Source organism: Pseudacidovorax sp. DMC4 (genome assembly GCF_056314265.1).
Genome location: NZ_JBQUYR010000006.1, coordinates 332,976 through 355,192, shown reverse-complemented (window position 1 = coordinate 355,192; position 22,217 = coordinate 332,976). Strand labels below are relative to the sequence as shown.

The window sequence follows — 22,217 nt, the reverse complement described above, 5'->3', positions numbered from 1 at the left end:
GCCGCACGCAGCAACCCCGCAAGCACGGCTGCCGGACCGCCTTCCGGCGCACATCTTCATCCACCCGAGGAGACACAACCATGCACAGCTCGAACCCATCCATCTCGCGCCGCGCCGCCACCGCCGTGGCCGCCGCCCTGGTCGCCACCGGCGCCGCCATGCCCCTGGCCGCGTGGGCCCAGGGCAAGGAGCCGGTCAAGGTCGGCCTGGTGTCCTCCAAGTCCGGCGTGTTCGCGCAGCAGGGCGAGGAGGTGATGCGCGCCGTCAAGTTCGCGGCCGACGAGGCCAATGCCAAAGGCGGTGTGGACGGCCGCAAGGTCGAGGTGGCCGAGGCCGACGACGAGGGCACGCCCGACGCCGGCCGCCGCGTGGCCGAGAAGCTGGCACGCGAGGGCAACAACCTGCTCATCGGCTCGATTCCCTCATCCATCTCGCTGGCCATCGCGCAGAACCTGGACCGCTGGGACGCCGCCTACTTCGTCGTGGCCAGCAAGTCCGACAAGCTCACCGGCGACACCTGCAAGCCGCGCAGCTTCCGCACCAACCACTCGGACGCGATGGACATCGCCATGATCAACGAGTGGGCCAAGGACCTGAAGGAAAGCACCTTCGCCGTGCTGGCCGCCGACTATGTGTGGGGCCGCGACTCGGGCGAATCGTTCAAGAAGGCCGTGGAGGCCAACGGCAAGAAGGTGCCGCTGTCGCTGTATGTGCCGCTGGGCACCAAGGACTTCTCGCCCTACATCGCCCAGCTCAAGAGCAGCGGCGTGGAAGCCATCTGGGTGGCCGAGACCGGCCGCGACGCCATCGCCTTCGTCAAGCAGGCCGAGGAGTTCGGGCTCATCCCCAAGACCAAGCTCATCGGCCATGCGCTGATCCAGAACTTCATGATCAACGCCACCGGCAAGGCACTGGAAGGCACGCCCGGCAACACGGCCTACACGGCCACCATCGACAACCCGCGCAACAAGGCCTTCGTGACCGCGTGGAAGGCCAAGTTCAACCGCGTGCCCACCGACAACGAAGGCCAGGCCTACAACGGCATGCAGGTGATGTTCGACGGCGTGAAGAAGGCCGGCAGCGTCAAGCCCGCGGACGTGTCGAAGGCGCTGCGCGGCGCGCAGCTCGACACCATCTACGGCAGCGTGACCATGCGCGCCGCGGACAACCAGCTGCTGTTGCCCAACTACGTGGCCCGCGCCAAGACGGTGGACGGCGCCATCGTGCCGGTGATCGAACACGTCTTCCCGCCGTCGATCGTTCCCGCACCGTCGCCCGCCTGCAAGATGTGAGCGCGCGGCCCATGCCCGCTCCGACCCCTGCCGACGACCACTCGCCCGACCATGCGGCGCCCACTTGGCCTACACATGTGCTGGTCACCGGCGCGGCCGGCGGCATCGGCCGCGGCATCTGCCTGGCGCTGGCCCGGCAGGCCCGGCAGGCCCGGCGCGCCGGCAGCGCGCTGCACATCAGCGCGGCGGCCAGCCAGCCCGGCGACAAGCTGGAGCGGCTGCTGGATGAGCTGCGCGCCGAGGGCATCACCGCCGGCGGCGTCACCGGCGACCTGACCCAGCCCGACGCCTGCCGCGCCCTCGTGGCCCAGGCGCAGGACGCGGCCGGCGACCTGGGCGCGCTGGTCTGCAACGCCGGTGCCTCCGGCCCGGGCCGGCTGACCGACCTGACCGTCGAGCAGTGGGACCACACCTTCCACCTCAACACCCGCAGCGCCTGGCTGCTGGCCCAGGCCGCGCGGCCGCAACTGGCGCGCACCCGCGGCAGCATCACCGCCATTGCCTCCATGTCGGGGCTGATGCCGCACCCGGGCTATGGCGCCTATTCCCCGGCCAAGGCCGCCCTCGTCATGCTGTGCCGCCAACTGGCGCAGGAATGGGCGGCAGACGGCATCCGCGTGAACGCCGTCTGCCCCGGCATGATCCGCACCCCGCTGACCGAGGCCGTCTACCAGGACGACGCCACCCACCAGGCCCGCCGCGCCCTGGTGCCCCTGGGCCGCATCGGCACGGCCGACGACGTGGGCGAGGTGGTGGCCTTCCTCACCAGCCCCGGCGCTGCGTATGTGACCGGGCAGGCGCTGACGGTGGATGGGGGCGTGGCGGAGCACATGCTGGGGATGATTCCGGGGAGGCCGGGGAAGATTTAAGGAATCCAGCGATGCTTTGAGGTGCAAAAATATTTAATAACTGGCAAAACTAGCTGTTTGCCGAAAATTTATTAAACAACCAGGCAAGCATCTCGATATCCGGGTATGTACCTAAGCCGTATGGAGTAATTGTCAACTGATAATGAAATTAATATGGTCAAAGTTAACTTTCAATAATTTGGTTGGCGCTAGCCAATTTTCGGAGAAGAGCAGCATGCAGAAAGAGTTAAAAGACATACTCGACTCTATCGATGAACTTGCTCATCGGGGCTCTTTAACGAGGAGTCGCGCATTCGCAGCTTGGTTTGCGATTACATTTTTTGACGTCGAGGAGGATGATGCCCTCGAATCGGCTGCTGCAGATGGTGGGAATGATCAGGGAATCGATATTGTCTTCGCAGACTCTAGCAGCGAAGAAATAGTGGTCCTTCAAGCTCATTGTCCTGAAAATTTTAATAAGACGACTCCGAAAGCAAAATGGGATGCCGTGGTGTCGGGAATTCCGTATTTGAAGAATCCCAAACTTCTTTCTAAGGCGGGCCGACCTGATCTCGCGGAACAAATCCTGTCTATACAAAAGCTCAACCCGACGTATTCCTATACGGTGGGTCTAATTACGCTCGGAAAAAAATCTGATCAAATTGATAGATCTGTGGCGGCTCATTCAGGCGATGCCGCATTCAAAGGAATAAATTTTTTTCATTATGCCCAAGATGGCATTATTAGTAAGTATCAAAGCCTAATTGATGCAGAAGCGGGGATACCGGAAGATGACCTTCAGTTCTCCGGTAGCTATTTTGAGGATTCTGGTGAATATGGGCGTGCGTGGGTCGGCTCCGTGAACGCAGGCGAATTGAAGAGATTGTATAACGCGCACCAAGATAAGCTCTTCGCTGGCAATATTAGACTGTTTTTGGGTACCAGAAAAGGCGGGATCAACGAGCAAATAATAAAAACCGCGCGGACCTCGCCGGGGAATTTTTGGGCTTTGAATAACGGCATTACTATTGTTGCCGACAGCGCAGCACCGCTGGCAAAGAGCAGGGCTTCAGGACTTAAACTGAAAAGATTCAGCATTGTGAATGGTTGCCAGACTACCTCCAGTTTGGTAAGAGCAGACGCAAAAGATTCAGCGAAAGTTCTTGCTCGTGTTATCGCTGCCAAAGTAGGATTAAAGAATGAAATTGTTAGATACAACAATTCTCAAAATGCAGTAAAAATTTGGACTGTCAGAGCGGCTGATGAAATCCAAGAACAACTACGCAAAGAATTTCAGAAGTTTGACATTACTTATGCGCCAAAACAGGCTGGGTCAAGACGCAAACGAGATATTTTGAACATCGAGTTAGATAAGGTGACTCAGTATCTGGCCTCCTCGGAAAATGCATACTTAATTCAGGCGATAGACAATAAGAGCGAGTTATTCGACGAGCCATACCAGAAATTATTCAAGAAAAATATCAATGCCACCTCCGTTTACTTGGCTTGGCTTGTGGGCCGATTTTCGGACGAAGAGCGTCAGGAACACCTGAGCGGGCTTGGGAATGATCAAAATGCTCCCCTTTTAGGGGTAACCAGCACTTATTGGATCACCTACTGCACATACAAAATGCTCGCACGATTTTCTGATCTCGCATCTGCGCAAATTTCACTGAAACGGATGAGATCCTCGGAATTCGAAAACGCACTTAGGAAATATGTAAAAAAAGCGGTCGAGATGTTTTATGATGCCGGAGTAGATAGCTATGATCGGGACCAATACGGCTCATTCAAGAGCACGCTGAGATCATCAAAGTTTTTAGCTAAAATAGAGAGCAAAATTAACAGTCGAATTGTAAAGCTGGGAGATAGGGCTCTTCCGGATTTGTCCGCCGTAGCCAAATCCATAAAGGCCAGCTAAGGTTGAGCTTCTCCGATTTTGTTGGATAAATCACTCTTGGCAGAAATAAAAAAGCCTTGCGATTTACCAGCAAGGCTTTTTTGTAAAGAGCAGATTATTGAATAGGGGCTAGTTCTCCTCTTGAGGGCAAGCTAGCTCAAACCAACAACGCATTCACCCGCCGCACATAAGCCGCCGGATCCTCCGGCAACCCCCCCTCGGCCAGCAGCGCCTGGTCGAACAGGATGTTCGCCAGGTCATCGAAGTGCGCCTCGTCGCGCTCCAGCTTCTTGACCAGCGGGTGCTCGGCGTTCACTTCCAGCACGGGCTTGACCTCGGGGGCCTTCTGGCCGGCCTGCTTGAGCATGCGGGCCAGTTGCGTGCTCATGCCGTGCTCCTGCACGACCAGGCAGGCGGGCGAGTCGACCAGGCGGGTGGTCACGCGCACGTCCTCGGCCTTGTCCTTGAGCGAGGCCTTCAGCTTTTCCAGCACCGGCTTGAAGGCTTCGGCGGCTTCTTCGGCGGCCTTCTTCTCGGTCTCGTCCTGCAGCTTGCCCAGGTCCACCGCGCCCTTGGCCACGCTCTGCAGCGGCGTGCCGTCGAACTCGGTCAGGTACGACAGCGCCCACTCGTCCACGCGGTCGGTCATCAGCAGCACCTCGATGCCCTTCTTCTTGAAGACTTCGAGCTGCGGGCTGTTCTTGGCGGCGGCCAGGGTGTCGGCGGTGATGTAGTAGATGGCCTCCTGGCCGTCCTTCATGCGCGCCTTGTAGTCGGCCAGCGAGACGGTGGCGGCGTCGCTGGTGGTCGACGCAAAGCGCAGCAGCTTGGCGATGCGGTCGCGGTTGGCAAAGTCCTCGCCCAGGCCTTCCTTGAGCACCGAGCCGAACTCGGCATAGAACTTGGTGTACTTGCCGGCGTCTTCGTTCGCCTTGGCGGCGTCAGCGTCGGCCTGCTCGCCTTCCTTCTTGTCGACCACGTCGGTCACGCCGTCGGCGGCCGGCGATTCGGTAGCGGGCGTTGCGGCGGCGGCCTTCTTGGCCAGGTCCTCCAGCATCGACAGCACGCGCTTGGTGCTGCCTTCGCGGATGGCCTTCACGTCGCGGCTTTCCTGCAGCAGCTCGCGGCTGACGTTCAGCGGCAGGTCGGCCGAGTCGATCACACCCTTCACGAAGCGCAGGTACGAGGGCAGCAGCGCCTCCGCCTCGTCCATGATGAACACGCGCTTCACGTACAGCTTGAGGCCGCCCTTGTGGTCGCGGTTCCACAGGTCCATGGGCGCCTTGGCCGGGATGTACAGCAGCTGCGTGTACTCGGTGCTGCCTTCCACGCGGTTGTGGCTCCAGGCCAGCGGCGCCTCGTAGTCGTGGCTGATGCTCTTGTAGAACTCGACGTACTGCTCTTCCGTCACGTCCTTCTTGGCGCGGGTCCACAGGGCGCTCGCCTTGTTGACGGGCTCCCACTCGCCGGTGGCGACCATCTCGCCGCCCTTGTCGTCCTCGCCTTCCTTCCACTCTTCCTTCTCCATCAGGATGGGCAGGGAGATGTGGTCCGAATACTTGCCGATGACCTGCTTGAGCTTCCAGCCGTTGAGGAACTCGTCGGCGTCCTCGCGCAGGTGCAGGATCACGCTGGTGCCGCGCTTCTCGCGGGTGATGGTCTCGACCTCGAAGTCGCCGGTGCCGGTGCTGCTCCAGCGCACGCCCTGGTCGGCCGGCAGCCCGGCGCGGCGCGACTCGACCACGATGCGGTCGGCCACGATGAAGCCCGAATAGAAGCCCACGCCGAACTGGCCGATGAGCTGCGCGTCGGCCTTCTGGTCGCCCGACAGGCGGCTCATGAACTCGCGCGTGCCGCTCTTGGCGATGGTGCCCAGGTGGTCGATGGCCTCCTGCTGCGACAGGCCGATGCCGTTGTCGGTGATGGTCAGGGTGCGGGCCTTCTTGTCGAAGGCGACGCGCACTTCGAGGTTGGGCGCGTCTTCGTACAGGGCCGCGTTGTCCAGCGCCTCGAAGCGCAGCTTGTCGCAGGCGTCGGAGGCGTTGGAGATCAGCTCCCGAAGAAAGATCTCCTTGTTGGAGTAGAGCGAGTGGGTGACCAGGTGCAGGAGCTGGGCCACTTCGGCCTGGAAGGAATGGGTGTTCTTGCTCATGTCGTGCTGCTAAGTGGTTGAAATGCCGCCCAAAAACGGAAACGCCCCCAAAGCTTGGGGGCGGTGGGCTGATTATCAACCCCCCTGTCGCGGCCCGAATCGGCCGGACGGGGCAGGCGGTCCGACCGGCGCCAGGGCACCGGCGGAGCGCGCAGCGGCGCTCAGTTGAGCGGCAGCGAGGTCGACTGGCCGATGGCCTCGGTGCCGGCCGGGTGCGCGGCGGCGATGGCGTCGGCCTGGGCGCGGCTGCCGTCGCCCGGTTGCAGCAGGGCGGGCATCACGGTCGATTGGCCGACGGCCTCGGTGCCCACGGGATGGGCGGCGGCCATGGCACCGGTGTTGACTTCGTCGCGCGACATCGTCGAGTTGAGCGGGGCCATGCCGGTGGACTGGCCAATGGCCTCGCTGCCGCCGCCGTTCCAGGCGGATTGGGCCCAGGCGCCCACGGTGCCGGTGGCCAGAACAGTGCCCAGTGCCAGGCCGGCGGCCAGGCGGAAGGTTGCAGGTGCGCGCATGTCGATCTCCTCGTTCACAACAACAGGGTGGGTCGCGCGCCGGCTGCGCCATGCTGGCCGGCGGACCCGCCTGGGGCCACTCTAGGTGGCGTTTCTGAGTTGCAAATGAGACGGCGACGGCATGTCGCCCAGGTGCACGCGGGCGCGCAGGCCGCTGCGGCGTTCGGTGCTGCGGCGGTTCTGCAGCTCGATGCGCAGGCCGTGCCGGCGCGCCACGTTGGCGGCGATGGCCAGGCCCAGCCCGCTGCCGCCGGCCGCCGCACCGGGCGCGCGGTAGAAGCGGTCGAACACGCGGGGCAGCACGTCGTCGGCGATGCCCGGGCCTTCGTCCACCACGTCGACGACCGGCTCGCCGGTGGGCAGGGCATGCAGCACGAGGTCCACGCAGCCGCCCGGCAGGCTGTGGCGCACGGCATTGTCGAGCAGGTTGTCGAACAGGCTGCGCAGCTCCACCGGCGAGCCTGGCCGCTGCAGCGATTGCAGCTCGGGCGCGGTGCGAAAGCCCAGGTCCACATGGCGCTGCTCGGCCATCTCGGAGAACTGGGCGACGGCGTCGCGCAGCAGCGGCACCAGGGGCACGGCCTCGGGTTGCAGCGGCTCGGCCGCCTCCTGCCGCGACAGGCGCAGCAGCTGGGCCTGCAGCCGCTGGGCGCGGGAGACGCCGGCCTCCAGCTGCGCAAAGCTCTGCCGGGCCGGGCCGTCGGGAATGTGCGGCCGCAGGTTGTCCAGCTGCAGGCCGATGGCGGTGAAGGGCGTGCGCAGCTCGTGCGCCGCATCGGCCACGAATCGCTGCTGCGCCTGCAGCGCCGCCCGCAGCCGGCCGAGCACGGCGTTGAAGGCCTGCACCAGCGGCCGGATCTCGGCCGGCACCCGCTCGGGCGGCATGCCGCGCGGGCTGCGCTCGTCCTGCGCGGCCACCTCGCGCGCCACGGCCCGCAGTGCCCGCGAGCCGCGCCACACCACCAGCCATTGCAGCAGCAGCGTGGCGGGCAGCAGCGCCAGGATCGGCAGGCCTTCGGCCAGCGCCCGCTTGAGCGAGCGTTGCTGGCGGAAGGCGCGGCTTTGCAGCACCTGCACCCGCAGCCGGTCGACACCGTCGGCCGGTGCGGTGTAGACGCGCCATCGCTGCTCGGGCAGCGGGCCGGTGCGCAGCTCCACGAAGCCCGGCTGGGTCTGCAGCGGCACGGCCAGTTCGGCGGAGGCGGCTTCCTGCTGCCGGCCATCGGGCGTCCACAGCTGCACGACGAGGGCGCCGCGGCGCGCAATGGCCTCGGCGTCGACGGTGGGCAGCTCGCGCACATGCCGGCGGCCGGCGTAGGACTCGGCCAGCGAGCGCATCTGGTCGTCGCGCAGGCCTTCGATGATGCGGCCGTAGACCGCGTAGGCGCCCCAGGTCGTCAGCAGGCCGGCCACCAGGTGCAGCATCACCAGCCAGCCCAGCAGCCGCCGGCCGAGCGAGGACGCGGGCCGGGCGCGCGTCGCGCTTTCAGTCGCGACCATGGCCAGGGGACGGGGGCGCGGCATCGGCCGGGGCGGCGCCCGGTGCTGCTGCCGCCGCGGCGCTCACGCGCCAGCCCAGGCCGCGCATGTTGCGGATCACGTCCGCGCCCAGGCGGCGGCGCAGGCCGTAGATGAGCACGTCCAGCGCGTTGCTGCTGACCTCGTCGTCCCAGCCGTAGAGGCGCTGCTCCAGCTGGGCCCGCGAGAGCACGGCGCCGGGGCGCTCCAGCAGGGCGTGCATCAGCGCGAACTCGCGCGCGCTCAAGGGTTCGTGCCGGCCGTCCGGCAGATGCAGCTCGCGCGTGGCCAGGTCAAGCTGCAGTTGCGGCGTGCCGATGCGGGGCTGCGCGGCGCCGCCGTGGCGTCGGACCACGGCGCGCATGCGGGCGAGCAGCTCGCGCAGGGCGAAGGGCTTGGGCAGGTAGTCGTCGGCGCCGAGGTCCAGGCCGGCCACGCGGTCGTCCAGGCCGTCGCGGGCGGTGAGCACCACCACCGGCGTGCGGTCGCCGCGAGCGCGGGCACGGCGCAGCAGGGCGGTGCCTTCCTGCCCGGGCAGGCCCAGGTCGAGCAGCACGCAGGCATAGGCGCCATCGGCCAGGGCACGCTCGCCGCTGAGCCCGTCGGCCGCCCAGTCCAGCGACCAGCCCTCGCGCGCCAGGCCCTGGCGCAGGCTGGCCGCGATCATCTCGTCGTCTTCCACCAGCAGGGCGCGCATGGGGTGTCTCCGCCGTTGTCGTCGGGCGCGGATGCTGGGTGGGGCGACTTAAGGCAGGCTGATCAGCGGGTGCCCTGCCTGGCGGCCTGCCGATCGGGGCATGGAGATAAATACTGCAGAATGTGGCTTAAACCAGAAATCACCACTTAGCAACCAATTAAATGGAATTAGCGCTGAGCTCCTCCGCCGAGATTGCGAGCACCCTGTGCGCGCGGTTGCGCACCGAACGGCTGGCCCAGGGTATGACCCAGGCCGAGGTCGCGGCACGCGCCGGGGTGGCGGTCAACACCGTCTCCAACCTGGAGGCGGGGCGGAGTACCGCCTTCGAGAACGTGGTGCGGGTCGCGGTGGTGCTGGGCCGACGCGACGAGCTGGGCGCACTCTTCCTGCCGCGGCTGGAGAGCCTGCACGACATTGCCCGCTACGAGAGCAGCGCCAAGCGCCAGCGGGCGCGCAGGAAGGCAGGCGATGCCTGAGCGGATCGACGTCTGGTACGAGGGCTGGGGCGCACGCTGGCACTGGGGCTCGCTGGTGTCGTCCACGGCCATCACAGGTCGGCCGCTGATCGCCTTCGAGTACAGCGACGAGGCGCTGCGCCGCGGGCTGGAGTTGTCGGCCCACATGCTGCCTCTCAAGGGGCCGCGGCTGCGCCACGGTTTTCCGGCGCATCAGATGGGCCTGCCCGGCCCGGTGTACGACGCTTTGCCCGATGGCTGGGGTCTGCTGCTGATGGACCGGCTGTTCAAGCGCCGCGGCCTCAACCCGGCGCGCATCGGCCCGCTGGAGCGGTTGGCGTACGTCGGCCGCAGCGCCATGGGTGCGCTTTCCTTCGAGCCGCCCGCGGCAGAGGGCGAGGCCCCGCCGGGGAAGGTCATGCTCGCCCAACTCGCGGCCGAGGTGCAGGAGGTGCAGCGTGGCGAGGGCGGCGCCTTCCTGCAGCGCCTGCTGCAGATGGGCGGCTCGCCGCAGGGCGCGCGACCCAAGGTGCTGCTCTACCGCGAGCCCGCCACAGGCATCTTCAGCACGGCCGACGGGCCAGGACTGGAGCCCTGGCTCATCAAGTTTCCCGCGCAGCACGAGCCGGCCGAGGTCTGCGCCGTCGAGGCGGCCTATGCCCAGGCCCTGCGCGACTGCGGTATCGACACGCCAGCCACCGAGCACTTCGCACTGCCGGACGGCCAGGCCGCCTTCGGAAGCCGGCGCTTCGACCGCGAGGCCGGCCAGCGTGTGCCCATCCAGAGCCTGGCCGCCTTCACCGGTGCCGACTTCCGCACGCCCGGCGCGCTCGATGCCGCGACCTTCCTGCGCGCCACGCTGCTGTGCACCAACGACGTCCGCGAGCGCATGCGGGCCTACGAGCGCGTGGTCTTCAACGTCGCCTTCCACAACCGGGACGACCATCCGAAGAACTTCGCCTACCGCCTGTCGGCGCGCGGGCACTGGCAACTGGCGCCGGCCTTCGACGTCACCTTCTGCGAGGGCCCAGGCGGCTACCACCAGATGGACGTGATGGGCGAGGCGCTGGACGTCGCCCGTGCGGCGCTGTTGCGGCTGGGCGAGCAGGAGGCAGAGCTGTCGCGCACGCAGGCCAGCGAAACGATCGAGCGCATCGCTGCTGTGGCCAGCGGCTTCGCCCAGTCGGCGCGGCAGCGGTTCACGGGCCTGATCGCGCCGGACACACTGGCGCTGATCCAGCGCCGCATCGACGACAACCTGCGGCGGCTGGGCTAGCCACAGCCGCCGCACACACGACGGTTGCGGCGTGCGTGGCGCGGCGCACTGCGGGCTGGGTTCTGCTCGCCGCTCAGAACCGCTCGTCCGCCCCCAGGTAGCGCCACTGCCCCTGCGGCAGCTGCCCCAGCACCACGTTGCCGATGCGGATGCGCTTGAGGCCCACCACGCGCAGGCCCACGGCCTCGCACATGCGGCGGATCTGGCGCTTCTTGCCTTCCTTGAGCACGAAGCGCAGCTGTTCGGGGTTCTGCCAGTCCACGCGCGCCGGCCTGAGCGGCTGGCCATCGAGCGACAGGCCGTGGCGCAGGCGCGTGATCTGCTCGCGCGGAAAGACGGACTGCACGTCGATCGTGCGCTCCTGGCCGCCCATGGGCCAGCTCACGCGTACGAGGTATTCCTTCTCGATGTCCGAGTCCTCGCCGATCAGCTGGCGGGCCACGCGGCCGTCCTGCGTCAGCACCAGCAGGCCGACGGAGTCGATGTCGAGCCGGCCGGCGGGCGCCAGGCCGCGCAACTGGTCGGGCGCAAAGCGCTGGCGGCTGCCGTCGCCGCGCCAGTGGTTGCGTGGCTGCACCAGCGTGACGGCGGGCTGGTGGCCGTCCTCGGCCTGGCCGCTCACGTAACCGACCGGCTTGTGCAGCAGGATGGTGACGCGCTGCTCCTGCTGGCCCTGGGCGCGCTTGTCGACCTCGATGCGGTCGGCCGGCCCCACCTTGACGCCCATGGCGGCGACCTGGCCGTTGACCTTGACCCAGCCGCGCTCGATCCACGCATCGGCCTCGCGCCGCGAGCACAGGCCCAGGTCGGCCATGCGCTTGTTGAGTCGGATCGGGTCGGGCGTGTCGGTCATCGGGAGGGCGGACGAGGGCAGGGATGGCGGGCGGGCCGCCATTCTCCCCTCACACGAAGCCCAGCACCCCCAGCACGGCGCCGACGCCCAGCAGCCACAGCAGGTGCACCCGCGTGCGCCACACGATCAGCCCGGCCACGGCGGCCAGCAGCCAGACGGGCCAGCGCGCATGGCCCGCGACCTCGTTGCTGCGCGCCAGCACCCAGCCGGTGGCCACCAGCAGCCCGACGGCCACCGGCGCCAGGCCTTGCTTGAAGGCCCGCACGCCACGGTGCGTGCGATTGCGGTGCGCCCAGCGCGTCGCCAGCAGGGTCAGCACGCTGCTGGGCAGCAGGATGCCCGTCATGGTGGTGGCCACGCCCAGCAGGCCGAGCAGCCAGGCATGCAGGCCGGCCCCGATGCCGCCGCCGGCGTTCAGGCCCACGTTCCAGCCCATCAGCGCCACGAACAGGATGTTGGGCCCCGGGGCGGCCTGGGCGATGGCCACCGAGGCGTTGAACTGCATCGGGTCCAGCCAGCCCTTCTGCGCCACCAGGTAGCGCTGCATGTCGGGCAGGGTGGTGATGGCGCCGCTCACGGCCATCATCGACAGCAGCATGTACTGGCCGAGCAGGTTCAGCCAGTCGTGCCAGTGCAGGGTGATGCTCATGCGCCGCTGCCTTTCAGGGCTTGAGCCGCGTGAAGGTCCAGACGCAGGCGGCCCCGCCGACGAGCAGCAGCACCCAGCCCAGCGGCACGCGCGCCAGCGCGATCAGCACGAACACCAGCGCCGCGATGCCCGCGCCGGCCGCGAAGCCCAGCGGATGCGCACGCAGCGAAGGAATCAGCTTGACGCCCGTGGCGGCGATGACGCCCCCGGCCACGCTGCTCATGCCGCGCAGCGCACCGGCCACGCGCGGGTCGTTGGCATAGTGGGCATGCAGAACGGCCAGCACGAGGATTACCGCCAGCGGCAGCACCAGCATGCCGGCCAGCCCGGCCAGTGCGCCGCGCAGGCCGAAGTGCCGGTCGCCCAGCATCAGCGCCAGGTTGATCACATTGGGACCGGGCAGCACCTGGGCGACGGCCCAGTCCTCGATGAACTGCTCCTTGGTGAGCCAGCGCTTGCGCTCCACCAGTTCGCGCTGCACCACGGCCAGCACGCCGCCGAAGCCCTGCAGCGCGAGGATGGTGAAGGAGAGGAAGAGGTCGGCGAGGGATTCGGGTCGTGCGGGCGCCTGGTGCGGGGCGGCGTCGGCATCGGCCACGGAGGGCGGCACTGGCATGGCGGCGGATTATGCGGGCGGGCCTGCGGCGCCCGGGGCGCGGGGTCAGCGGCAACTCAGTTCAGTCGCCCAGGCGACCTGCCTGCTGCCGGTCAGTCGCTCAATTGACTGAGGCGCGGCGCGGCCTGCTCCGACACTGCGTGCGGTCCGGTCTCGCCGGGCCGAAATCCAAGGAGACAAGTGCATGTTCAAGACCACGGCAGCGGGCCTCGCGCTCGCCTGCGCCCTCGGCGCCCACGCGCAGCAGCAGACCCTCAAGATCGCCCTCATCGACCCGCTGAGCGGCCCGATGGCCGACGTCGGCAAGATCTTCGAGAACCATCTGCGCTTCGCGGCCGACACCATCAACGCCGCCGGCGGCATCGATGGCGTCAAGCTGGAGGTGCTGGCCTTCGACAACAAGCTGTCCACGCAGGAAAGCCAGGCCGCGCTGCAGGCCGCGGTGGGCGCGGGGGTCAAGGCCGTGTTCATCGGGGGCGGCTCGGCCACCGTCTCTGCCGTCATCACGGCCGCCAACCGCAACAACGAGCGCAACCCGGACAAGTCGGTGCTGGTGTTCAACTTCGGCGGCATCGATCCTGACCTGGTCGGCAAGAACTGCTCCTTCTGGCACTTCATGACCGAGGCGCAGGTGACGATGCGGATGAAGGCCTATGCCGACTTCGTCAAGAAGACGCCGGAGATCAAGAAGGTCTACTTCCTCAACCCCGACTACAGCTTCGGCCGGCAGTGGACGGCCTTCGGCAAGACCCTGCTGGCCGAGGCACGGCCCGACATCCAGATCGTGGGCGAGGACTTCTTCCCCACGGGCACGGTGAAGGACTTCGCGCCCTACATCGCCAAGATGCGTGCCGCAGGCGCCGACACCGTGGTGTCGGGCAACTGGGGCAACGACATGGCGCTGATGATCCGCGCCGCCGGCGACTCGGGCTACAAGCTGCGCATCCTGACGCACAGCAGCGCCAACAAGTCGACCATGATCGCGCTGGACGCGGCACCGACGGTGCGGCTCAACATGATCGGCGAGTGGTTCCCCGGCGCCGACAACCCAACGGCCGCCAAGCTCGAGAGCGCGTTCGAGGCCAAGTACAAAGAGGCCTTCTATCTGGTGCGCCTGTCCACCGCGACCGAACTGCTGGCCCAGGGCGTGCGCAAGGCCCGTTCCACCGATCCGAAGCAGATCGCGTCGGCGCTCGAAGGCATCTCTTACAAGTCCATCCTCGGCGACGTCAGCGTGCGCAAGGAAGACCATCAGTTCATGGCGCCGCAGTACGTCTATGCCAATCACCCCGTCGATGGCAAGACGGTGAAGAAGGGTTTCGACGGGACGAAGCAGGGCTTCGTCGCTGAATCGCTCACGCCGGTGAGCGCGCTTGCCGTGCCCAACCAGTGCGACATGAAGCGACCGGCGGGGCTCTGACGCCATGACGTCCAGACCCTGGCTGGGAAGCTATCCCGAAGGCGCGAGCTGGAGCGCACCCCTGCGTCTGACGGCGCTCACGGCGCTGCTGGGCGACGCGGAGCGCCGCTGGCCGCAGCGTGTCGCCGTGCGCCAAGGCGACACGGCGCTCGACTACGCCGCGCTGGCGCAGCATGTGCGGCGCGTGGCCGGCGGGCTGCGCGAACTCGGCGTGCGGCCAGGCGTGCATGTCGGCCTGTACCTGCCCAACGTGCCGCAGTACATCGTGGCCTTCTTCGCGGTGCTGCAGGCCGGCGGCACGGTGGTGAACTACTCGCCGCTCGATGCCGGCCAGACGCTGCGGCACAAGGTGGAGGACAGCCGCACCCAGCTGATGATCACCTTCGACGCGCCGGAGCTGCTGCAGAAGATGGCGCCCGTCGCTCAAGACGGGCTGCTGCAGACGCTGGTCGTGGCGCGCGCGGACGACTTCGCGCACGCCGCAGCGCCGACGCCATTGCAACCCGGCCCGCGCGTCGCCTTCGCGGCCTTGCTGGCCGCCGAGGCCCTGGCCGCGCCCCATGTGCCGGCGGACCTTGCGCAGGCCATCGCCGTGCTGCAGTACACCGGCGGCACCACGGGGCAGCCCAAGGGCGCCATGCTGAGCCACGCCAACCTGAGCGCCGCGGTGTCGCAGGTGTGGCACACGCTCGTGGGCTCCGGCACGCTGGCGGAGGGCGAGGAGCGCTTTCTGGCCGTGCTGCCGCTGTTCCACATCTACGCGCTGGTGGTCAACCTGCTGTTCGGGCTGTCCATCGGTGCCGAGCTGTCGCTGCACCAGCGCTTCGACCTGGAGGCGACGCTGCGCGAGTTCGTCGAGCGCAAGACCACGGTCTTCCTCGGCGTGCCGACCATGTATGTGGCCTTCGTGGGCCATCCCGACATCGGCCGGCTCGACCTGTCCTCGCTCAAGTTCTGCAACTCGGGGGGCGCGCCGATCGCGGCCGAGGTCTACCAGGCCTTCGTGCGCATGGCCCAGTGCCGGCTGCAGGAGGGCTGGGGCATGACCGAGACCTGCACCATGGCCACCGCCTCGCCCGGCTTCAGCCACTACCGGCCCGGCTCGTGCGGCATTCCCGTGCCCGGGGTGGACGTCAAGGTGATCGACCTGCAGGATCAGCACGACCTGCCCGAGGGCGAGCACGGCGAGTTGTGCATCCGCGGCCCCAACGTGATGGCCGGCTACTGGAACCGGCCGGACGCCACCGCCGAGGCCTTCACGCCCGACGGCTATCTGCGCACGGGCGACATCGGCTACATGACGCCCGATGGCTTCGTCTACATCGTGGACCGCACCAAGGACATGCTGATCTGCGGTGGCTTCAACGTCTACCCGCGCAACATCGAGGAGGCGATCTACCGGCATCCATCGGTGGAGGAGGTGATCGTGATCGGCGTTCCCGATGCCTACCGCGGCCAGTCGCCCAAGGCCTTCATCAAGTTCAGGCCGGGCGCGCCGCGGCCCACGCTCGAAGCCCTGAAGACCTTCCTGGCCGACTACCTCGGCAAGCACGAGATGCTGCAGGCCATGGAAGCCCGTGACGAGCTGCCCAAGACGGCGGTGGGCAAGCTGTCGAAGAAGGATCTGCAGCCCGAAGTGGCTGCACGCGCCTGAGCGCGCCGCGCAGCGGACGCGTCAGGCCCGGCCAGGGGCGGGCGGGGCGTGGCGTCTCAACGTCCGCGCCTGGCCAGCCTCAGGTGCAGCACCCCCATGCCCACCGCCAGCGCCGCTCCCCACCAGTAGTCCACCGGCAAGCCCAGCAGCCAGTGCGGATGCCAGTGCGCATGCACCGGGTCGAGCCGGGCCCAGCCATACGCCGGGTTGACCACGAACCACAGGCAGTCCTCGCTGACCCAGAAGGTGGCCAGGCCGCCCAGGGCCAGCACGAAGTCGCTCCAGCGCCAGCGGCCGTTGAAGGCCAACGGCATGAAGAAGACCAGCAGCATGAAGCTGAACACCCAGGCGTGGTAGCCGGTCATGGCACGTCCGCCCCAGAAGATGTCGAGCAGCCAGTGGTGCTCGATGCGCCACGTGGGCAGCGAGGTGGCCCAGCCCGCGCCGCCTTCGATCTGGATCTCGGCATTGGCGAAGAAGAAGCCCATCAGCAGCGCCCAGGCGTAGTAGCCGAGCACGCGGCGCAGGCTGCTGGCGTGCCCTTCGGCCAGGGGTGTGGCGATGGTCCAGGTCAGCGGTGCCGTGGAAGCGCGGCCCTCGGTGCGCGCACTGCGCGGAGGTCGGATGGCGCTCATCGGCCGGCTCCTTCGATCACTTGCGTCAACACGGCGCGCGCGGCGCCCGGCTTGCCCAGCGCGCGGCTGCGCTCGGCCATGGCCCGCAGTCGCGGCACGTCGGCCATCAGGCGGGCGATCTTGTAGTCCAGGCCGATGGCGTCGTCGGTGAGCCAGGCGGCGCCTTCCTCCAGCAGGTGGATGGCGTTGTGCTCCTCCTGTCCCGGGATGGGCGAGGTCAGCAGCATCGGTCGGCCCAGCGCCATGCATTCGGAGATGGTCAGCCCGCCGGGCTTGGTCACCACCAGGTCGGAAGCCGTCATCAGCCGGTCCATCTCGGTGGTGAAGCCGATGGGCAGCAACCGGCCGGCGTGCTGCGCGGCCAGCGCCTGCAACTGCGCATGGGCCTCGGCATTGCGGCCGGCCACGGCGACGAGCTGGAAGTCCTGGCCCGGCAATGCGAGTACCCGCCGCGCCATGCTGGGCAGGTCGCCCACGCCTGCGCCGCCCGAGACCATCAGCACCACGCCGCGCGCGGTGTCCAAGCCCAGGCTGCGTACGGCCGCCTCGCGCTCGGCGGTGGCCACGTCGAAGGCCGGCATCACCGGGATGCCCGTGACATGGATGCGTGCCGCCGGAAGGCCGCGGGCGCGCATGCGGAAAGCCACCTCTTCATTGGCCGCGAAGTAGCCGGCCAGGCCCGGCACGATCCACATGTTGTGCAGGTCGTAGTCGGTCACCTGCAGCCACAGCGAGGCCGCGAGGCGCGCGCGTTGCTGCTCGCGCGCCAGCAGCTCCGCCGGCAGGAAGTGGGTGCAGACGATGGCATCGGGCCGCTCACGGGCGATCTGGCGCAGCAGGTCGCGGGCGCTCAGCCGCTCGATGCCGCGGCGCAGGCGCTGCGAGGCGGCGCTGTGCGGCGTGGCGTCGGCCTTGCCGTGCAGGTACGACCACACGTCGGGCGCGCGATTGACGAGCCTGATGTACCAGTCGGTGTAGACCTTGCGGAAGCCCGCGGCCACATGCGCCATCGCGTCGATGTGCACGCATTGCCAGCCGGGCCAGTGCAGCTGCGCCGTGGCCGCGAGGGCCTGCGCGGCACGGACATGGCCGTTGCCTGCGCTGACGCTGAGGATGAGAAGCTTGCCGGGTTGCTGAGGTGTCATGGTTCGGTGTTCTGGCGGCGCGCCGCGCGCCGTCCCTGTGGGGCGCGTCCTCCCTGCCGCAGCGCGGGCAGGTCGAGCACCCGCAGTCCACCGTACTCTACGTGTATGACACCTTGTGACGAGAGCGCCATCAGCGACTCGTTGACCCGCTGGCGTGACAAACCCACGAGATACGCGAGTTCCTGCTGCGTGATACGCAGCATCTCGCCCACGCGCGGGAACAGCACCGGGTTGAACAGCGCCGCCAGGTTGCGCGCCACGCGGGCGTCGGTGTTGTTGAGGCGGTCGATCTCCACCGCCGCGATGAACTGGCCCAGCCGCTCGTTGAGCTGGTTCATGACGAAGCGGTTGAAGCCGATGGAATGGTCGAGCAGCCAGTGGAAGCTGTCCAGCGGCAGGCCGGCCACCACGCTGCGCCGCAGCGCGCTCACGTTGTAGCGGTAGGGTTCGCGCTTGATGGCCGTGCCCTCGCCGAACCAGCCGCCCGGCGACAGGCCGCTGTAGGTGACCTGGCTGCCATCGGCGCGGTCGTTGCTCATCTTGAGCAGGCCCTCGATCACCCCGAACCAGTAGGTGGGCGCGCGACCCACGCGGCAGACCTGCTCGCCCACCTCGGCCTCGCCCACCACCAGTGCGGACTCGGCCCGGCGGCGTTCCGCGGGCGCCAGCGCATCGAGCCAGGGAATCGCCTGCAGTTCGGCCTCGGTGGCAGGGCGCACCCGGTCGCGGATCCCACGGACAGTGGCCTTGACGCTGCGTTGGCTTCGTTCGCCCATGGGGAAAGTCCCGAGAGTGGAGTCCCTAGGATTGTCGTCACAACGACACCACGACGTCAAAGTGGCGCCTAAATTGCGCGGCGTGGAACCTCAAGCCAACACCTTCCCCCGCCTGCTGATGGCGCATGCGCGCCAGCGTCCGGATGCGCCCGCCGTGCGCGAGAAGGACCTGGGCATCTGGCAGACCTGGAACTGGTCGCAGGCCGCGACCGAAGTGCGCGAGCTGGCCTGCGGCCTGGCCAGCCTGGGCTTTGCGGCCGGCGCCAACCTGGCCATCGTGGGCGCCAACCGGCCGCACCTGTACTTCGCGGTGGTGGCGGCCCAGAGCGTGGGCGGCGTGCCGGTGCCGCTCTACCAGGACGCCGCGGCGGCCGAGATGGTCTTCATGCTGGACGACGCCGGCATCGAGTTCGTCTTTGCCGAGGACCAGGAGCAGGTGGACAAGCTGCTCGAATGCCGCGAGCTGCAGCAGGCCGCCAAGCCGGGCAGTGCCGGCCTGCGCACCATCGTCTACGACGACCCGCGCGGCCTGCGTCACTACGACCAGCCCGGCCTGATGAGCTACGAGCAGCTGCGTGCGCTGGGCCGGGCCTTCGATGCCGCCACGCCCGGTTTCTTCGACCGCGCGGTGGCGGCCGGCCAGCCCGACGACGTGGCCGTGATCCTCTACACCTCGGGCACCACCGGCCGGCCCAAGGGCGTGTGCCAGACGCACGCCAGCTTCATGTCCGCGGGCCGCGGCGGCGTCGAGACCGACCGCCTGGGCCCGGGCGACGACATCATGAGCTACCTGCCCATGGCCTGGGTGGGCGACCACCTGTTCTCGGTGGCGCAATGGCTGGTGGGCGGCTTCACGCTCAACTGCCCCGAGTCCACCGCCACGGTGATGAACGACATGCGCGAGATCGGGCCCAGCTACTACTTCGGCCCGCCGCGCACCTTCGAGGGCCTGCTCACGGCCGTGTCGATCCGCATGGAAGACGCCGCCGCGCCCAAGCGCTGGATGTATGCGAAGTTCATGGCCCTGGCCCGCCGCGTGGGCGCCGACATCCTGGCCGGCCGGCCGGTGGGCTTGGCCGACCGGCTGATGTATGGGCTGGGCAACCTGATGGTCTACGGCCCGTTGCGCAACGTGCTGGGCATGAGCCGCATCCGCGTGGCCTACACCGCCGGCGCGGCCATCGGGCCCGACCTGTTTCGCTTCTACCGCTCCATCGGCGTCAACCTCAAGCAGTTCTACGGCCAGACCGAGACCTGTGCCTATGTGTGCCTGCAGCGCGACGGCGACGTCAAGCTCACCAGCGTGGGCACGGCCGCGCCGGGCATGGAGCTCAAGATCGCCGACAGCGGCGAGGTGCTGGTGCGTGGCGTCTCCGTGCTCAAGGAGTACTACAAGCGCCCCGATGCCACGGCCGAGGTGCTCGATGCCGAGGGTTACTTCCACACCGGCGATGCCGGCGTGATCGACCACGAGGGCCACCTGCGCATCATCGACCGCGCCAAGGACGTGGGCCGCCTGGCGGGCGGCGCGATGTTTGCGCCGAACTACATCGAGAACAAGCTCAAGTTCTTCCCGCAGATCAAGGAGGCCGTGTGCTTCGGCCATGCGCGCGAGGAGGTCTGCGCCTTCATCAACATCGACTACGAGGCCGTGGGCAACTGGGCCGAGCGTCGCGCGCTGCCCTACGGGGGCTATGTGGACCTGGCGGGCAAGGCCGAGGTGCTGCAGCTGGTGCGCGAATGTATCGAGCAGGTCAATGCCGATCTGGCCGCGGAGGAGGGCATGGAAGCCACGCAGATCGCGCGCTTCCTGGTGCTGCACAAGGAGCTGGACCCGGACGACGACGAGCTCACCCGCACCCGCAAAGTCCGCCGCGGCTTCATCGCCGACAAGTACGCCGTGCTGGTCGAGGCGCTCTATGCCGGCAAGACCGAGCAGTTCATCGAGACCCAGGTCAAGTTCGAGGACGGTCGCACCGGCAGCGTGAGCGCCACGCTCAAGATCGTGGAAGCGCGCTGCTTCCCCTCCATGAAGGCTGCTGCATGAACGCGACGACCGCCCAGGAGCTGGCCATGGCCGCCAGCGCACCCGCCCAGGGACGCCGCATCGGGGACGTGATCCTCGACGTGCAGAACATCACCCTGCGCTTCGGCGGCGTCAAGGCGCTCACGGACATCAGCTTCGATGTGCGCGAGCACGAGGTGCGCTCCATCATCGGGCCCAACGGTGCCGGCAAGAGCTCGATGCTCAACTGCATCAACGGCGTCTACCAGCCGCAGGAGGGGCAGATCACCTTCCGCGGCCAGACCTTCCGCCACATGAACTCGCGCCAGGTGGCCGAGATGGGCGTGGCCCGGACCTTCCAGAACCTGGCCCTGTTCAAGGGCATGAGCGTGCTGGACAACATCATGACCGGCCGCAACCTCAAGATGAAGTGCGGCCTGCTCGCCCAGGCCTTCCGCCTGGGCCCGGCCGAGCGCGAGGAGATCCGCCACCGCGAGTTCGTCGAACGCATCATCGACTTCCTGGAGATCCAGGCCTGGCGCAAGACGCCGGTGGGCCGCCTGCCCTACGGTCTGCAGAAGCGCGTGGATCTGGGGCGCGCCCTGGCCATGGAGCCGCAGGTGCTGCTGCTGGACGAGCCCATGGCCGGCATGAACGTCGAGGAGAAGCAGGACATGAGCCGCTTCATCCTGGACGTGAACGACGAGTTCGGCACCACCATCGTGCTGATCGAGCACGACATGGGCGTGGTGATGGACATCAGCGACCGCGTCGTGGTGCTGGACTACGGCAAGAAGATCGGGGACGGCACGCCCGACGAGGTGCGCAACAACCCCGAAGTGATTCGGGCCTACCTCGGAGCGGAGCATTGAGATGGGGTTCTTCCTAGAGACTCTTTTCGGCGGCCTGATGGTGGGCATGCTGTATTCGCTGATCGCCCTGGGCTTCGTGCTCATCTACAAGGCCAGCGGCGTCTTCAACTTCGCGCAGGGCGCCATGGTGCTGTTCGCGGCGCTGGCCATGGCGCGCTTCGCGGAGTGGTTTCCCAAGCTGCTGGGCTTCGACAGCCTGCTGCTGGCCAACCTGCTGGCCTTCGTCGCGGCCATGGGCGTGATGGTGATCGTGGCCTGGCTGATCGAGCGGCTGGCGCTGTCGAAGCTGGTCAACCAGGAGCACATCACGCTGCTCATGGCCACGCTGGGCATCACTTACTTCCTCGACGGCCTGGGCCAGACGCTGTTCGGCAACGACATCTACAAGATCGACGTCGGCATGCCCAAGGACCCGATGATGCTGTTCGAAGGCACCTTCGAAGGTGGCCTGCTGGTCAGCAAGGAAGACCTCATCGCCGCGGGGGTGGCCGCCGCGCTGGTGCTCGCGCTGAGCCTGTTCTTCCAGAAGACCTCCACCGGCCGCGCGTTGCGCGCCGTGGCCGACGACCACCAAGCCGCGCAGTCCATCGGTATTCCGCTCAACCGCATCTGGGTGATCGTGTGGTCGGTGGCCGGCTTCGCGGCGCTGGTGGCCGGGATCATCTGGGGCTCCAAGCTGGGCGTGCAGTTCTCGCTGTCGCTGGTGGCGCTCAAGGCGCTGCCGGTGGTGATCCTGGGTGGCCTCACCTCGGTGCCTGGCGCCATCATCGGCGGGCTGCTGATCGGCGTGGGCGAGAAGCTGTCCGAGATCTACCTCGGCCCGATGCTGGGCGGCGGCATCGAGATCTGGTTCGCGTATGTGCTCGCGCTTGTCTTCCTGCTCGTGCGGCCCCAGGGCCTGTTCGGCGAAAAGATCATTGATCGCGTCTGAAGGACCGT

20 protein-coding genes are annotated in these 22,217 nt (G+C 67.4%); 10 read left to right on the top strand and 10 right to left on the bottom strand.

The genetic code is table 11. The annotated features are described in order from the left end of the window. Positions 1 to 80: 80 nt before the first annotated feature. The 3 genes from ACT54X_RS13830 (at position 81) to ACT54X_RS13820 (ending at position 4,061) form a co-directional block, all read left to right on the top strand. Entirely contained in the window at positions 81 to 1,292 is a 1,212-nt protein-coding gene (locus ACT54X_RS13830) for an ABC transporter substrate-binding protein (RefSeq protein ID WP_476347049.1), read from the top strand. A gap of 11 nt (positions 1,293 to 1,303) precedes the next feature. Then, complete coding sequence (locus tag ACT54X_RS13825; RefSeq protein ID WP_476347047.1) at positions 1,304 to 2,161, top strand: SDR family NAD(P)-dependent oxidoreductase; 858 nt, start codon at positions 1,304 to 1,306, stop codon at positions 2,159 to 2,161. A 214-nt stretch (positions 2,162 to 2,375) separates the two neighbouring features. Further along, a complete protein-coding gene (locus tag ACT54X_RS13820) occupies positions 2,376 to 4,061 on the top strand; it encodes an AIPR family protein (RefSeq protein WP_476347045.1) in 1,686 nt (561 codons plus the stop codon). Positions 4,062 to 4,197: 136 nt separating this feature from the next. Here ACT54X_RS13820 and htpG read toward each other — a convergent pair whose 3' ends face one another. The 4 genes from htpG to ACT54X_RS13800 form a co-directional block, all read right to left on the bottom strand. Further along, a complete protein-coding gene (gene htpG / locus ACT54X_RS13815) occupies positions 4,198 to 6,192 on the bottom strand; it encodes a molecular chaperone HtpG (RefSeq protein WP_476347043.1) in 1,995 nt (664 codons plus the stop codon). Positions 6,193 to 6,353: 161 nt separating this feature from the next. Next, positions 6,354 to 6,707, bottom strand: coding sequence for a hypothetical protein (locus tag ACT54X_RS13810; protein ID WP_294367717.1), 354 nt, complete (start codon positions 6,705 to 6,707; stop codon positions 6,354 to 6,356). Positions 6,708 to 6,788: 81 nt separating this feature from the next. After that, positions 6,789 to 8,207, bottom strand: a complete 1,419-nt coding sequence (locus ACT54X_RS13805) for an ATP-binding protein (RefSeq protein ID WP_476347041.1) — start codon at positions 8,205 to 8,207, stop codon at positions 6,789 to 6,791. After that, positions 8,194 to 8,922: a response regulator gene (locus ACT54X_RS13800; RefSeq protein WP_476347039.1), complete on the bottom strand. Its 729-nt coding sequence runs from the start codon at positions 8,920 to 8,922 to the stop codon at positions 8,194 to 8,196. Before ACT54X_RS13800 ends, ACT54X_RS13805 begins: the two co-directional genes overlap by 14 nt. Positions 8,923 to 9,083: 161 nt before the next feature. Here ACT54X_RS13800 and ACT54X_RS13795 point away from each other — a divergent pair, with 161 nt between their 5' ends. Further along, positions 9,084 to 9,398 carry a helix-turn-helix domain-containing protein gene (locus ACT54X_RS13795; RefSeq protein ID WP_476347038.1) on the top strand — a complete coding sequence of 105 codons (315 nt, stop codon included), beginning with the start codon at positions 9,084 to 9,086 and terminating at the stop codon, positions 9,396 to 9,398. Next, a complete protein-coding gene (locus tag ACT54X_RS13790; RefSeq protein WP_476347036.1) occupies positions 9,391 to 10,653 on the top strand; it encodes a type II toxin-antitoxin system HipA family toxin in 1,263 nt (420 codons plus the stop codon). Before ACT54X_RS13795 ends, ACT54X_RS13790 begins: the two co-directional genes overlap by 8 nt. A gap of 73 nt (positions 10,654 to 10,726) precedes the next feature. Here ACT54X_RS13790 and ACT54X_RS13785 read toward each other — a convergent pair whose 3' ends face one another. From ACT54X_RS13785 to ACT54X_RS13775, 3 genes are read right to left on the bottom strand one after another with little or no spacing between them, the layout of a single operon-like run. After that, positions 10,727 to 11,506 carry a pseudouridine synthase gene (locus ACT54X_RS13785; RefSeq protein WP_294367724.1) on the bottom strand — a complete coding sequence of 260 codons (780 nt, stop codon included), beginning with the start codon at positions 11,504 to 11,506 and terminating at the stop codon, positions 10,727 to 10,729. Positions 11,507 to 11,555: 49 nt separating this feature from the next. Next, a complete protein-coding gene (locus ACT54X_RS13780) occupies positions 11,556 to 12,155 on the bottom strand; it encodes a chromate transporter (RefSeq protein ID WP_294367725.1) in 600 nt (199 codons plus the stop codon). Positions 12,156 to 12,168: 13 nt separating this feature from the next. Further along, complete coding sequence (locus tag ACT54X_RS13775) at positions 12,169 to 12,771, bottom strand: chromate transporter (RefSeq protein ID WP_294367726.1); 603 nt, start codon at positions 12,769 to 12,771, stop codon at positions 12,169 to 12,171. 184 nt (positions 12,772 to 12,955) lie between these two features. Between ACT54X_RS13775 and ACT54X_RS13770 the strand changes: the two genes are divergently transcribed. Then, the gene (locus ACT54X_RS13770) at positions 12,956 to 14,191 is read left to right on the top strand and encodes a branched-chain amino acid ABC transporter substrate-binding protein (RefSeq protein ID WP_294367727.1); all 1,236 of its coding nucleotides are present in this window, start codon (positions 12,956 to 12,958) and stop codon (positions 14,189 to 14,191) included. Between the two features lie 4 nt (positions 14,192 to 14,195). Continuing rightward, on the top strand, positions 14,196 to 15,845 hold the full coding sequence (locus ACT54X_RS13765) for a long-chain-fatty-acid--CoA ligase (protein WP_476347032.1): 1,650 nt from the start codon (positions 14,196 to 14,198) through the stop codon (positions 15,843 to 15,845). A gap of 56 nt (positions 15,846 to 15,901) precedes the next feature. On the opposite strand, the gene ACT54X_RS13760 is transcribed toward ACT54X_RS13765, so the two are convergent. Genes ACT54X_RS13760 through ACT54X_RS13750 form a run of 3 tightly spaced genes read right to left on the bottom strand, consistent with a single transcriptional unit; the run spans position 15,902 to position 18,401 of the window. After that, positions 15,902 to 16,480 carry a hypothetical protein gene (locus ACT54X_RS13760; RefSeq protein ID WP_476347031.1) on the bottom strand — a complete coding sequence of 193 codons (579 nt, stop codon included), beginning with the start codon at positions 16,478 to 16,480 and terminating at the stop codon, positions 15,902 to 15,904. After that, positions 16,477 to 17,625: an MGDG synthase family glycosyltransferase gene (locus ACT54X_RS13755; RefSeq protein ID WP_476347029.1), complete on the bottom strand. Its 1,149-nt coding sequence runs from the start codon at positions 17,623 to 17,625 to the stop codon at positions 16,477 to 16,479. The genes ACT54X_RS13760 and ACT54X_RS13755 overlap by 4 nt, the downstream gene beginning before the upstream one ends. Continuing rightward, the gene (locus ACT54X_RS13750) at positions 17,622 to 18,401 is read right to left on the bottom strand and encodes a Crp/Fnr family transcriptional regulator (RefSeq protein ID WP_294367733.1); all 780 of its coding nucleotides are present in this window, start codon (positions 18,399 to 18,401) and stop codon (positions 17,622 to 17,624) included. Before ACT54X_RS13750 ends, ACT54X_RS13755 begins: the two co-directional genes overlap by 4 nt. A gap of 118 nt (positions 18,402 to 18,519) precedes the next feature. On the opposite strand from ACT54X_RS13750, the gene ACT54X_RS13745 reads away from it, so the two are divergent. Genes ACT54X_RS13745 through ACT54X_RS13735 form a run of 3 tightly spaced genes read left to right on the top strand, consistent with a single transcriptional unit; the run spans position 18,520 to position 22,209 of the window. Continuing rightward, entirely contained in the window at positions 18,520 to 20,448 is a 1,929-nt protein-coding gene (locus tag ACT54X_RS13745; RefSeq protein WP_476347114.1) for an AMP-dependent synthetase/ligase, read from the top strand. Next, positions 20,445 to 21,278 (top strand): ABC transporter ATP-binding protein, encoded by an 834-nt coding sequence (locus tag ACT54X_RS13740; RefSeq protein WP_017760820.1) that lies wholly within the window; start codon positions 20,445 to 20,447, stop codon positions 21,276 to 21,278. Before ACT54X_RS13745 ends, ACT54X_RS13740 begins: the two co-directional genes overlap by 4 nt. Before the next feature lies 1 nt (position 21,279). Beyond that, a complete protein-coding gene (locus ACT54X_RS13735) occupies positions 21,280 to 22,209 on the top strand; it encodes a branched-chain amino acid ABC transporter permease (protein ID WP_294367735.1) in 930 nt (309 codons plus the stop codon). Positions 22,210 to 22,217 lie beyond the last annotated feature (8 nt).